This is a genomic window from Kitasatospora sp. NPDC005748 (assembly GCF_040630735.1).
Classification (GTDB): Bacteria; Actinomycetota; Actinomycetes; order Streptomycetales; family Streptomycetaceae; genus Kitasatospora.
On the sequence record NZ_JBEXYD010000106.1, the window covers coordinates 1 to 14,400 of the forward strand.

Genomic DNA, 14,400 nt, shown 5'->3' on the forward strand with positions numbered 1-14,400 from the left:
GAGAACTCCACGAACGTCCCCGGCGACGACATCACCGTCACCCCGCCCACGACACCCAACGCACACTCACCACCGCGCAACGCCTGCACCGCCAGGTGCAACGCCACCAGCGACGAGGAACAGGCGGTGTCCACCGTCAGCGCCGGACCGGTGAAGCCGAAGGCGTACGCGATCCGGCCGGCCAGCACACTGGCCGCGTTGCCGGTCATCAGGTACCCGTCGACGCCGGCCGGGACGCGGGTCATGGACGTCGCGTAGTCCTGACCGTTGCCGCCGACGAACACCCCGGTCGGGCTGTTGCGCAGCACCGCGGGGTCGATGCCGGCCTGCTCGAACGCCTCCCACGCCGTCTCCAGCAGTTGGCGCTGCTGCGGGTCCATGCCCAGCGCCTCCCGCGGCGAGATCCCGAAGAACCCGGCATCGAACTCGGTCGCCCCCCGGAGGAAGCCGCCCTCGGCGGTGTAGGTCTTTCCCGGGGCGCCGGCGTCCGGGTCGTAGAGGTCCTCGATGTTCCAGCCGCGGTCGGTGGGGAACGGCTCGATCATGTCGGCGCCGTCGGCGACGACCCGCCACAGGTCCTCCGGCGAGCCGATCCCGCCGGGGAAGCGGCACGCCATGCCGACGATCGCCATCGGTTCGTCGGTGACCGCGGCCGGTGCGACGGGCAGTTGGTCGTCGTCCGCACCGAGCAGTTCCGCCGCCAGGTGGTCCGCGACCGCCTCGACCGTGGGGCGGTCGAAGGCGAGCGAGACGGCCAGGCGGAGGCCGGTCCGCGCGTTCAGGCGATTGCGCAGGTCGACGGCGGTCAGCGAGGTCAGCCCGAGCTCGGTGAAGGCGCGGGCGGTCTCCAGGGGCCCGGACTCCGCGTAGCCGAGCACCTCGGCGACCTCGGTCCGGACCAGGGCGACGAGCGCCTGGCGGCGGTCCGCGTCCGCCAGACCGGCGAGCCGGTCGCGAAGTGCCCGGGCGTCCGCCCCGAGCAGGGCCCTGACCTCGGGCAGCTCGGCGACGAAGCGGTGGGCGCGCGCCACGGTCGGCGCCGAGACCACCTGCTCCCAGTCGACGTCGGCGACGACGGTGTTCTCCCGGCCGGTGCTCACCAGCCCCAGCGCCTCGCGCAGACCGACCGGGCGGAACCCGAGGGCGCCCGGCCCGTCCTCGTCCGGGCCGACGGCCACCGACAGCCCGGGAAGACCCAGGGACCGGCGGTGCCGGACCACGGCCTCCGCCGCGGTCTGGGTCACTGTGGGCGACGCGGCGCCGCCGATGACGCCGACGGCGGAGCAGAGCACCAGCAGCATCCCGGCCCCGGCCCACTCGTGCAGGTCCTTCAGCTGTTCCGTCCGGGCGGTGACCAGCCGGTGCCACTGCTCGGCCGTCAGGGTCGTGGTGTCGCCGTGTGCTTCTTCGAGCAGGACGACGGCGCTCCCGGCGAGCTCCGCCCGGGTGGCGGCGTTCCACTCCGCGCGCTCGACCCGGTCCGGGAGTCCGGGCTCGCCGACTCCCTCGTCCGCCCGGCCCGTGCCGCCCGGTGCGCCGACCAGGACGACCCGGTCGGCGCCGACGCCCAGCAGCCAGTCCGCGAGCACACCGGCCCGGGGCCCGAGGTCACCGACGACCGCGACCGTTCCGCTCAGGCCGACCGCGCTGCCCCCGGCGCGCGCGGGCCGCAGCCGCCGGGTGAGGACCCGCCCGGCCCGCACGGCAAGCTGGTCGTCCGCGTCCTGGCCGGCGGCCAGCACGTCGCGCAGGCGGTTCCAGTCCTCCTCGGTCGGCGCGGCGGGCAGGTCGACGACTCCGCCCCAGCTCTCGGCCAGCTCCCAGCCGAGCACACGCGCGACCGCCCACGGGCCGGCGCCGTCCGGATCCACCGCCGGATCCTCGGCGGTGGCCGCCACGGCGTTGCGCGTGAGGCACCACAGCGGGATCGTGTCCAGCGCACGGGCGACCGCCACCAGCGCCCCCGCACGCGGACCGAGCAGCGACACCGCGCCCGCGAGGGGCGCCTCGCCCGCGATCCGGCGCAGCAGCCCGGCGACCGCCTGCTCGTCGAGCCCGACGGCGGGGTCGAGCTCGACCCGGACGACGTTCTCGACCAGGGTCCCCAGGCGCCGGGCGGCCTCCGCCAGGAACTCGTCCCGGTCCGGTCCGGGCGATGTGACGACCAGCCAGGTGCCGGGCACGGCATCCCGGACCGGCAGGTCGAGTGGTTGCCAACCCACCTGGTAGAGCAAGGAATCGCGGGAGACCGGGCTGCCCGCCCCGGTGCGTGTCGCCGGCTTCAGCCAGTAGCGCTCGCGCTGGAACGCGTACGTCGGCAGCTCGACCAGACGCGGGTCATGCCCCGCGAACAGCGCCGGCCAGTCGACGTCCGTACCGTGGACGAAGGCGTGCGCGAGGGCCGTCACCGCCTGGCGGGCCTCCGGCCGGTCCCCGCGCAGCGCGGGCGCGGCAGCCTCGACGAGGGCGGAGAGCACACCGTCCGGGCCGAGTTCGACCCAGGCCTCCACACCCGCCGCTTCGACCGCGTCCGCGAAGCGGACCGTGCGGGACACATGGTCCACCCAGTAGGCCGGGTCGCACCACTCGTTCTCGACCGGCAGGCCGGTGACGGTCGAGACCGCCGCAATACGCGGCGGGTGGAAGGCCAGACCCGCCACCACCGCACGGAAGTCCTCCAGCATCGGGGCCATCAGCGGGGAGTGGAACGCGTGGCTGACATCGAGCCGCTTGGTGCGGCGGCCCGGCAGCGCCTCGACGACCGCACGAACCGCGTCCTCCGCCCCCGAAACCACCACCGACGTCGGCGAGTTGACCGCCGCGACACCCACCTCCGCGAGCCCGGTGAGCAGCGGGAGGACCTCCTCCTCGGCCGCCTCCACCGCGACCATCGCCCCACCGGCGGGCAACGCGTCCATCAACCTCGCCCGCGCCGACACCAGCGCACCCGCGTCCACCAGATCCAGAACCCCGGCCACATGCGCCGCCGCGATCTCACCCACCGAATGCCCCACCAGCACGCGCGGAGCCACACCCCAGGAGGCCAGCAGCCGGAACAGCGCCACCTCCAGCGCGAACAGCGCCGGCTGCGCCAACCCCGTGCGGCCGAGCCCCTCACCCGAGGCGACGACCTCCGCCACCGGCGCGTCGAGCACCGCACAGACCTCGTCGAAGGCCGCCCGGAACACCGGGAACGCCTCGTACAACTCCCGCCCCATGCCCGCCCGCTGACCGCCCTGGCCCGCGAACAGGAACCCCACACCCGCCCGAACCGCACCCGCCCCGGCGGTGACCACGTCCGAGCCCAGCAGCACCGCCCGGTGCTCCAGCACCGCCCGCGACGTCGCCAACGACCACCCGACATCCGCCGGGTCGACGTCACCCGAGGACGCCAGCTCCGCCACCCGGGCCAGCTGCCCGCCCAGTGCCTCCGGCGAGCGCGCCGACACCACCCACGGCACCACCGGCATCGCCGGCCTCGCCGCCCGGTCACCGTCCACGGCGACCACCGCCGGATCCCCCTCTTCGAGGATCACATGCGCATTCGTGCCACTGATCCCGAACGAGGAGACACCGGCGCGACGCGGACGGTCACCCGCGGACCACTCCCGGGCCTCGCCCAGCAACTCCACCGCCCCGGCCGACCAGTCGATGAACGGCGACGGTTCCTTCGCGTACAGGCTCCGGGGCAGTTCTCCGTGCTGCATCGCCAGCACCATCTTGATCACACCGGCCATCCCCGCCGCGTGCTGGGTGTGGCCGATGTTCGACTTCACCGAGCCCAACCAGAGCGGCTCGCCCTCGGCACGGTCCTGGCCGTAGGTCGCCAGCAGCGCGTGCGCCTCGATCGGGTCACCCAGCCGGGTGCCCGTCCCGTGCGCCTCCACCGCGTCCACATCCGCCGCCGACAACCCCGCAATCGCCAACGCCTGCCGGATCACCCGCTCCTGCGAGGGACCGTTCGGCGCCGTCAGACCGTTCGACGCACCGTCCTGGTTCACCGCACTGCCCCGCACCACCGCCAACACCCGGTGACCCAACCGACGGGCATCCGAGAGCCGCTCCAGCAGCAGCACCCCCACACCCTCCGACCAGCCCGCGCCGTCGGCCTCGGCCGAGAACGACTTGCAGCGGCCGTCCGGCGCGCCGACCCGCTGCCGCGAGAACTCCACGAAGGTCCGGGGGGTGGACATGACCGTGACCCCGGCGGCCACCGCGAGCGGGCACTCCTCGTTGCGCAGGGCCTGCGCCGCCAGGTGCAGCGCCACCAGCGAGGAGGAGCAGGCGGTATCGACGGTCAGGGTCGGACCGGTGAAGCCGAAGGTGTAGGCGACCCGGCCGGACATGATGCTGGGTGCGCCGCCGGTGAGGACGAGCCCCTCCACCTCGGCCGGGGTCTCGTCGACGCGGGGGCCGTACTCGTGGCCGCTCGCCCCGACGAACACCCCGGTCCGGCTGCCGTGCAGCGCCACCGGGTCGATGCCCCCGTGCTCGAAAGCCTCCCACGCCGTCTCCAGCAGCAGCCGCTGCTGCGGGTCCATGGCCAGCGCCTCCCGCGGCGAGATGCCGAAGAAGCCCGCGTCGAACAGGCCCGCGTCGTAGAGGAATCCGCCGTCCCGGGCGTAGCTGTGACCGGCGGCCTCCGGGTCGGGGTCGTAGAGCCGGTCGAGCTCCCAGTCCCGGTCGGTCGGCAGCCCGCCGATGGCGTCGACGCCGTCGGCGACCAGCTGCCACAGGTCCTCGGGAGAGCCGACCCCGCCGGGGAACCGGCAGGCCATGCCGACGATGGCGATGGGCTCGTTCGCCTTCTCCTGGACCTCTTCGAGCTGCCTCCGCACGTCACGCGCGTCGGCGATCGAACGCTTGAGGTATTCGCGGAGCTTGGATTCGTCGGACACGCGCGGTCACTCCCTGGTCGGTCGCATACGGCAGACGGTGTGGAACATCGGGCGGTGGAACAGTGGGCGGCGGAAGGAAGCACACCCCTCCTCGTCCGACAAGCCCTAGGGCCGGTCCTGGTCGACCAGGGCGAACAGCTCGTCGTCGGTGGCCGCGTCGAGGTCGTCGTCGTCCCCCGCGCCGTCCGCGGCGGGCGCCGCGCAGGCGTCGAGCAGTTCCCGCAGCCGGGCGGTGACGCGGCGGCGCGACTCCTCGTCGGTGAGGGCGCCCGCCAGGGAGTCGCCGACCGCCCGGAGGCCGGCCATCACCGGGTCCTCGTCGTCCTCGGGGAGCGCGAGCGCGCCGAGGATGTGGTCGGTGACCCGGGCCGGGCTGGGGTGGTCGAATACCAGGGTCACCGGCATCCGCAGACCGCTCAGGGCGGCCAGCCGGTTGCGCAGTTCGACCGCGGTGAGCGAGTCCACGCCGAGTTCCTTGAAGGCGCGGGCGTCCCGTACCTGGGCCGGGTCGGAGTGCCCGAGGACGGCGGCGACCTGCGCGGTGACCAGGTCGAGCAGCGTGCTGCGCCGGTCCGCCCCGGACAGCCGGGCCAGGCGCTCGGCGAGGGACTGCGACCCGTCGCCGCCCGCCGCGGCGGTGCGCCGGACCACCGCGGTCCGCACCAGGTCGCGCAGCGGCGCGGGCACGCCGTCGGGGTCGGCGCGCAGGGCGCGGGTGTCGATCCTGGCCGGGACGACCACGGGCTCGCCGGCGGCGAGCGCGGCGTCGAAGAGGGCCAGCCCCTCCTCCGCCGTCATCGGCACCAGCCCGCCGCGGGCCATCCGGGCGCGGTCGGCCTCGGCGAGGTGCCCGGTCATTCCGCTGGCCTGCTCCCACAGACCCCAGGCGAGCGAGAGCCCGGCCCGGCCGCTCGCGGCGCGGTGCGCGGCGAGGGTGTCGAGGAAGGTGTTGGCGGCGGCGTAGTTGGCCTGGCCGGCGGCGCCGTTGACGCCGGCGATGGAGGAGTAGAGGACGAACGCGGCCAGGTCGAGGTCGCGGGTGAGGTCGTGCAGGTGCCAGGCGGCGTCCAGCTTCGGCCGCAGGACGCGGTCGACCTGGGCCGCGTCGAGCGAGGTGAGCACTCCGTCGTCGAGGACGCCGGCCGCGTGGACGACGCCGGTCAGCGGGTGCTTCTCCGGGATGTCGGCCAGCAGGCCGGCCAGTGCCGCGCGGTCGGCGGTGTCGCAGGCGGCGAGGGTCACCCGGGCACCGGCCGCGCGGAGTTCGGCGGCCAGCGGGCCGGCCCCCTCGGCGGCCGCGCCGCTGCGGCTCGCCAGCAGCAGGTGCCGGACACCGTGGGCGTGCACCAGGTGGCGGGCGATCATCCCGCCGAGCAGGCCGGTGGCGCCGGTGATCAGGACGGTGCCGTCGGGGTCGAGCGCGGGCGCCACGGTCAGGACGTTCTTGCCCACGTGCCGGGCCTCGCGCAGGTGCCGGAAGGCGTCCCTGGCCCGGCGCACGTCCCAGGCCCGGACCGGTGAGAGGGTCAGCGCGCCGGCCCGGAAGAGGTCCAGGATCTCGCGCAGCATCACCCCGATCCGCTCCGGTCCGGCGTCGACGAGGTCGTAGGCGCGGTAGGTGACGCCCTCGTGGTCGCGCGCGACGTCGGCCGCGGCCCGGATGTCGGTCTTGCCCATCTCCACGAACCGGCCGCCCGGCACGGTCAGCCGCAGCGACGCGTCGACGTACTCGCGGGCCAGCGAGTTGAGCACCACGTGGACGCCCCGGCCGCCGGTCGCGGTGCGGACGCGCTCCTCGAAGCCGAGGGACCGCGAGGAGGCGCGGTGCGCCTCGTCGACGCCGAGGTCACGGAGCACCCCCTGCTTGGCGGGGCTCGTGGTGCCGTAGACCTCCGCCCCGAGGTGGCGGGCCAGTTGGACGGCGGCCATGCCGACGCCGCCGGTGGCCGCGTGGATCAGCACCCGCTCCCCGGCCCGCAGCCCGGCGAGGTCCACCAGGCCGTAGTAGGCGGTGAGGTGGACGACCGGGACGGACGCGGCCTCCGCGAAGGACCAGCCCTCCGGCATCGGGGCGATCATGCGCCGGTCGGCGACGGCCACCGGGCCGAAGGCGTGGAAGAACATCCCGACCACCCGGTCCCCGGGCACGAACTCGGTGACGTCCGGGGCCACTTCGGTGACGATGCCGGCCCCTTCGCTGCCGAGGACGACCTCGCCCGGGTACATCCCGAGGGCCATCAGGACGTCCCGGAAGTTCAGCCCGGCCGCCCGGACGGCGACCCGGACCTGGCCCGGCTCCAGCGGCCGGTCGGCGGTGTCGGCGGGCACCAGCGCCAGGCTGTCCAGCGTGCCGACCTCAGGGATCTCCAGCCGCCAGGCGGCGGAGTCCGGCACCGGGAGGGCCGGCCGGCTCGCCGCCGGGACGAGCCGGGGGACGAAGCACTCGGCGCCGCGCAGCATCAGCTGGGGCTCGTCCGTGGCCAGCGCGGCGGGCAGCGACCGGGCGGCGGCCTCGCCGTCGAGGTCGACCAGCCGGAACCGCCCGGGGTTCTCGGTCTGGGCGGTCGCCAGCAGGCCGCGGACACCGGCCTGGACCGGGTCGCCGGCGAGGGAGTCGACCGTCAGCACGACGAGTTCGGTGCCCTCCAGCCGCTCGTCCGCCAGCCAGGACCGGACCAGGTCGAGCGTCCGGTGCACGGCCCGGCGGGCGGCGTCGGCGACACCCACTCCCGCGTCGGCCCGGTCCGCCGGCCGGTCCGCGGGCGCCAGGACGACGGCCGGGCGGGGGCCGGCCGACGCGGCCAGGGCCGCCGGGTCGGGGAAGGAGGCCGGCCGGCCCAGCTCGGCGGGCCACCAGTCGGGCAGCTCACCGAGCACGGCCCAGCCGGTGGTGTCGGGGTCCGCCGGCGCGGGCCGCAGCGGTACCAGGTCGACCAGGTGCAGCGCGTCGGGCGTCCCCGCCCCGGCGGCGAGCGCCGCGCGGGCGGCGGGCCGCAGGACCAGCGAGTCGACGGTCAGCACCGGCGCGCCGGTGCCGTCGGCGAGCGCCACCGACACCGCGTCGGCGCCGACCGGGCTGATCCGGGCACGGACCCGGGTGGCGCCGGAGGCGTGCACCCGCACGCCCTGCCAGGCGAACGGCAGTCCGCCCTCCCGGTCGTCGACGAGCAGCAGGGGGTGCAGCGCGCTGTCGAACAGGCCCGGGTGCACGAGGTGCCCGTCGGGCTGCTCGCCCTCCAGCACGGCCTCGGCGTAGAGGTCCTCGCCCAGCCGCCAGAGCCGGCGCAGCCCGCGGAAGCCCGGTCCGTACCGGTAGCCGTCGGCGGCGAGCCGCTCGTACGCCCCGTCGAGGTCCACCTCGGCGGCACCGACGGGCGGCCAGGCGCGCAGCTCGACCGGGGCGCCGCCGGTCGAGCCGAGTACGGCCTCGACGTGGTCGGTCCACGGCGGTGCGGCCTCGTCCGTCCCGGTGCGGGAGTGGACGCTCACCCGGCGGCGGCCCTCCTCGTCGGCCGGTGACACCACGGCCCGGACCAGGACGCCGCCGCGCTCCGGCACGACCAGCGGGGCGGTGATGGTCACCTCCTCCAGGCAGGGTGCGCCGACCCGGTCGCCGATCGCGGTCAGCAGGTCGGCGAAGGCCGTCCCGGGTACCAGGACGCGGTCGAACACGGTGTGGTCGGCCAGCCACGGCCGGGTGTCCAGGGCGAGCCGCCCGGTCAGGACCAGCCCGCCGTCCGGCAGGTCGACGGCCGTCCCGACCAGCGGGTGGCCGGTGCCGGCCAGCCCGGCGGCGGTGACGTCGGTGGCGGCGGTGACGGGGCCGAGCCAGAACCGCTCGCGCTGGAACGGGTAGGTGGGCAGGTCGACCGGCCGGCCGGGGACGGCGCCGAGCGGGCGCGTCCAGTCCACCGGGACCCCGCGCACGTACAGTTCGGCGGCGCTGCCCAGGAACTGGTCGAGGCCGCCCCGGTCGCGCCGGAGCGATCCGGTGACCGCGACCGCGGGCCGGTCGCCGCTCTCGGCCCGGTCGCGGATCCCGACGGTGAGCACCGGGTGCGGGCTGCACTCCACGAACACGCCGTGCCCGGTGGCCAGCAGCTCGCCGACCACCTCGTCGAGGCGGACGGTGCGGCGGAGGTTCTCGTACCAGTAGGCGGCGCCCATCTCCGCCGTGTCGAGCCGGCCTCCGGTGACGGTGGACCACATCGGCACGGTGCCGGAGACCGGGGCGACCGGGCCGAGTTCGGCGAGCAGCCGCTCCCGGAGCGGCTCGACCTGGACGGAGTGCGACCCGTAGTCGACGGGGATCCGCCGCACCTGGACGTCCGCCGCGAGCAGCTCGGCCTCGAAGGCGTCCAGCGCGTCGACCCAGCCGGACACCACGGTCGCGCGCGGTCCGTTCACCGCGGCGACCGAGAGCCGGCCGTCCCGGCCGGCCAGGGCGGCCGTCACCTCGGCCTCGGGCAGCGGGACGGACAGCATGCCGCCCGAGCCGGCCAGTTCGGTCAGGGCCCGGCTGCGCAGCACCACGATCCGGGCGGCGTCCGCGAGCGAGAGGCCGCCCGCCACGTGGGCGGCCGCGATCTCGCCCTGGGAGTGCCCGACCACGGCGGCGGGGTGGACGCCCAGCGAGCGCCAGAGCTCCGCCAGCGACACCATCACCGCGAACAGCGCGGGCTGCACCACGTCGACCCGGTCCAGCGAGGGAGCGTCCTCGGCGCCCGTCACGACCGCCAGCACCGACCAGCCGGTGAGCTCGCCGATCGCCCGGTCGCACGCCCGCAGGGCCTGCGCGAACACCGGTGCGGTGACAACCAGTTCACGGGCCATTCCGACCCACTGGGAGCCCTGGCCGGGGAAGACGAACACCACGTCGCCGGGTTCCTCGGTCCGTTCGCCGAGCACCGCCCGGGCGTGCGGCTCCCCGGCGGCCACGGCCCGCAGGGTCGTCCGCAGGTCCTCGGCGCCGTCGCCGAGCACCACGGCGCGGTGCTCGAACTCCGACCGGGTGGCGAGCAGGGCCGCGGCGACCTGCGCCGGGTCGTCCGCCGGTCGGTCGGCGAGCAGGCCTGCCTGGGCCCGCAGGGCCGGCAGGCTCCGGGCCGAGAGCACCCACGGCACGACGCCCGGGGCCCGGACGGCGGCCGGGGCGACGGGGACGGCGGGCACCGCGGCGGGCGGCTGCTCGATGATCACGTGGGCGTTGGTGCCGCTGATGCCGAAGGACGAGACCGCGCCGCGCCGGGCCGCGCCGCCGGCCGGCCAGGGCCGGCTGCCCGCGAGCAGCTCCACCCCGCCCGCCGTCCAGTCCACGTGCGGGGACGGGTCGTCGGCGTACAGGCTCCGGGGCAGCACCTCGTGCCGCAGCGCCATGACCAGCTTGATGATGCCGGCGACGCCGGCGGCGGCCTGGGTGTGCCCGAGGTTGGACTTCACCGAGCCGAGGTAGAGCGGCCGGTCCGCGTCCCGGTCCCGGCCGTAGGTGGCCAGCAGGGCCTCCGCCTCGATCGGGTCGCCGAGCCGGGTGCCGGTCCCGTGCGCCTCGACCACGTCCACGTCGGCCGGGGTCAGCCCGGCGTTCGCCAGCGCCTGCCGGATCACCCGCTGCTGCGACGGGCCGTTCGGAGCGGTCAGGCCGTTGGACGCGCCGTCCTGGTTGACCGCCGAGCCGCGCACCACCGCGAGCACCTGGTGCCCGTTGCGCCGGGCGTCCGACAGCCGCTCCAGGACGAGCACCCCGACGCCCTCGGACCAGCCGACGCCGTCGGCCGCGGCCGAGAACGGCTTGGACCGGCCGTCGGGGGCCAAGCCGCGCTGGCGGGCGAACTCGACGAAGGTGCCGGGCGTCGACATCACGGTGACGCCGCCGGCCAGGGCCATCGTGCACTCCCCCGCCCGCAGCGCCTGCGCGGCGAGGTGCACCGCCACCAGGGACGAGGAGCAGGCGGTGTCCACCGTGATCGCCGGGCCGGTCAGACCGAAGGCGTAGGAGAGCCGGCCGGACAGCACGCTGCCGGTGTTGCCGGTCAGCAGGATGCCTTCGAGGTCCTCCGGCATCCGGTCCACGCTGGGCGCGTAGTCGTGGTACATCTGCCCGGCGAACACGCCGGTCCGGCTGCCGCGCAGGGTGGCCGGGTCGATCCCGGCACGCTCCAGCGACTCCCAGGCCGTCTCCAGCAGCAGGCGCTGCTGCGGGTCCATGCCCAGGGCCTCGCGCGGCGAGATGTCGAAGAACGCGGCGTCGAAGTCGGCGGCGCCGTGCAGGAAGCCGCCGCCGGTCGCGTAGGTGTGACCGGGCCGCTCGGGGTCCGGGTCGTACAGGTCCGCCGGCCAGCCCCGGTCCTGCGGGAAGCCGGACACCACGTCGCGCTCCTCGGCGACGACCCGCCACAGGGCCTCCGGGGAGTCCACCTCACCGGGGTAGCGGCAGGCCATCGCGACGATGGCGATCGGCTCGTCGGCCGTGGCCCGGTCCGGCCGGCCCGGCGCCTCCTCGGCCGCGGGCTCGCCGGTCAGCTCGGCCAGCAGGTGGGCGACCACCGCCCGGGGCGTCGGGTAGTCGAAGACCAGCGTGGTCGGCACCCGCGAGCCGAGCGCCGCGGCCAGGCCGTTGCGGAGCTCGACGGCGGTCAGCGAGTCCAGCCCGAGGCTCTGGAAGGTCCGGTCCAGGTCGAGGGCGTCGGCGTCGGCGTGGCCGAGCACGGCGGCGGTGGTGTCCCGCACCAGCCCGGTCACGGCGGCCGCGCGGTCGGCGACCGGCAGCGCCGCCGCACCGGCGAGCGGGCCGGCGGCGGCGCCGCGCCGCGCCGGGGTTCCGGCGCGGAGCAGGCCGCGCAGCAGCGGCGGCACCGGGCCGCCCGGGACGGCGGCGGAGTCGAAGCGCATCGGCACCACCAGCGCGCGGTTCTGCCGCACCGCCAGGTCGAACAGCCGCACCCCCGTGTCGTGCGGCAGCGGGAGCACGCCCGTCCGGGCCATCCGCGCCATGTCGGTGTCCGTCAGGCTCTCGGCCATGCCGCCGGCCTGGGCCCACAGGCCCCAGGCCAGGGAGGTGGCCGGCAGGCCGTGCCGGACGCGGTGCTCGGCCAGCGCGTCGAGGAAGGCGTTGGCGGCCGAGTAGTTGGCCTGGCCGGCCGCGCCGATCTGGGCCGAGACCGAGGAGTAGAGCACGAAGGCGGTGAGGTCCAGCTCCCGGGTCGCCTCGTGCAGCGCCCACGCGGCGTCGACCTTGGGCCGGAGGACGGCGTCCACCCGCTCCGCGGTCAGGGCGGTGACGATGCCGTCGTCCAGCACACCGGCGGCGTGCACCACCGCCCGTACCGGATGCGCGGCCGGGACGTCGCGCAGCACGGCGTCCAGGGCCGCCCGGTCGGCGGCGTCGCAGGCGGCGACGGTCACCTCGGCCCCCAGCTCGGCGAGTTCGTCCCGCAGCAGGGCCGCCGACGGGGCCGCCGGGCCGCTGCGGCTCAGGACCAGCAGCCGCCGGACGCCGTGGACGCGGACCAGGTGCCGGGCCAGCGAAGCGCCCAGCTCGCCGGTGCCGCCGGTGAGCAGCAGCGTCCCCTCCGGGTCGAACCGGAGCTCCGGCGCGTCCGCCGCGGGCGCCAGCCGGGCCAGCCGCGGCGCCAGGACGACGCCGTCGCGCAGCGCCAGTTCCGGCTCGGCCACGTCGGGCAGCGGCAGCGCCGCCGGGCCGGGCCGGCCGGTCACCGCGACGATCCTGAACCGACCCGGGTGCTCGGTGCTCGCCGACCGGAGCAGCCCGCGCACGCCCGCCGCGGCCACATCGGTCTCGTCGAGCACGAAGGCCAGGCAGGCATCGGCGAACCGCTCCTGCGCCAGCCAGCCCTGGACCAGTCGGAGCGCCCCCCGGGTCAGCTCGTGGGCCGAGGCGACGACGTCCGCGCCACCGGCGGGCACCGACACCGTGACGAGCGCCGGCACCGGACCGGACAGCGCGGCCGGATCGGCGTCCCAGGCCAGCTCGACCTGGTCAGCGGCCTCGGCCCCGGCCGTCCCGACCGGGGTCCAGTCCACCTGGAAGAGGTGCCTGGCGGCGGCGTCGGCGGGGCCGCGTGCCTCGCGCCAGGTGAGCGAGTCGACGGTCAGCACCGGCCGGCCGGCCGCGTCGGCGAGGTGCAGGGCCACCGCGTCGGGCCCCACCGGGGTGATCCGGACCCGCAGCCGGCCGGTCCCGGTCGCGTGGACCTCCACGCCCTGCCAGGCGAACGGCAGCAGGCGCGGGCCGTCCCCGGTGGTGGCGCCCGGCAGCCACGGGTGCAGGGCGGCGTCGAGCAGCGCGGGGTGGACGACGAAGGCCTCCTCGGCGGGCGCGGCCCGCTCGACCTCGGCGCAGAGGTCCGCACCGGCCCGCCAGAGCCGCCGCAGCCCGCGGAAGGCCGGTCCGTAGGCGTAGCCGTGCTCGGCCAGCCGCCGGTAGACGTCCGTCGTGTCGACCTCGACCGCCTCCGGCGGCGGCCACGCCCCGGCGGCCGACGGCTCGGCGACGGCCCGGCCGAGCAGACCGCTCGCGTTGCGCGTCCACTCGTCCTCGGCGTCGGCCCGCGAGTCGACGGCGATGTCCCGGCGCCCGGCGGCGTCCTCGGCCGACACGGTCACCCGGATCAGAGCGACGCCGTGCTCGGCGAGGGGCAGCGGCGCGGTCACCGTCAGGTCCTCGATCCGAGGCGCGCCGACGCGGTCACCGGCCGCGACGGCCAGCTCGACGAAGGCCGCCCCGGGGAGCAGCAGTCCTCCGGGCACCACGTGGTCGGCCAGCCAGGGGTGGGTGGCGAGGGAGATCCGCCCGGTCAGCAGCGCTCCGCCGTCCGGGAGTTCGACGACGGCGGCGAGCAGCGGATGGGCCGCGTCGGTGAGTCCGGCGGAGGCGACGTCACCCGCGACGGGCTCCAGCCAGTAGCGCTCGCGCTCGAAGGCGTAGGTCGGCAGCTCGACCAGACGCGGGTCATGACCCGCGAACAGCGCCGGCCAGTCGACGTCCGTACCGTGGACGAAGGCGTGCGCGAGGGCCGTCACCGCCTGGCGGGCCTCCGGCCGGTCCCCGCGCAGCGCGGGCGCGGCAGCGTCGACGAGGGCGGAGAGCACACCGTCCGGGCCGAGTTCGACCCAGGCGCCCACACCGGCCGCTTCGACCGCGTCCGCGAAGCGGACCGTGCGGGACACATGGTCCACCCAGTAGGCCGGGTCGCACCACTCGCCGTCGACGGGCAGGCCGGTGACGGTCGAGACCGCCGCGATGCGCGGCGGGTGGAAGGCCAGACCCGACACGACCGCACGGAAGTCCTCCAGCATCGGGGCCATCAGCGGGGAGTGGAACGCGTGGCTCACCTCCAGCCGCTTGGTGCGGCGGCCTGGCAGCGCCTCGACAACCGCACGAACCGCGTCCTCCGCACCCGAAACCACCACCGACGTCGGCGAGTTGACCGCCGCGACACCCACCTCCGCGAGCCCGGCGAGCAGCGCGAGGACCTCCTCCTCG

The 14,400-nt window shown here is 76.3% G+C and carries 2 protein-coding genes; both read right to left on the minus strand.

The features are described from left to right. On the minus strand, nt 1-4,898 hold a 4,898-nt coding region (locus ABZ495_RS35785), incomplete at its 3' end, for a beta-ketoacyl synthase N-terminal-like domain-containing protein (protein ID WP_359840112.1). Nucleotides 4,899-5,003: 105 nt separating this feature from the next. Continuing rightward, the gene (locus tag ABZ495_RS35790; protein WP_359840114.1) at nt 5,004-14,360 is read right to left on the minus strand and encodes an SDR family NAD(P)-dependent oxidoreductase; all 9,357 of its coding nucleotides are present in this window, start codon (nt 14,358-14,360) and stop codon (nt 5,004-5,006) included. Nucleotides 14,361-14,400: the final 40 nt, after the last annotated feature.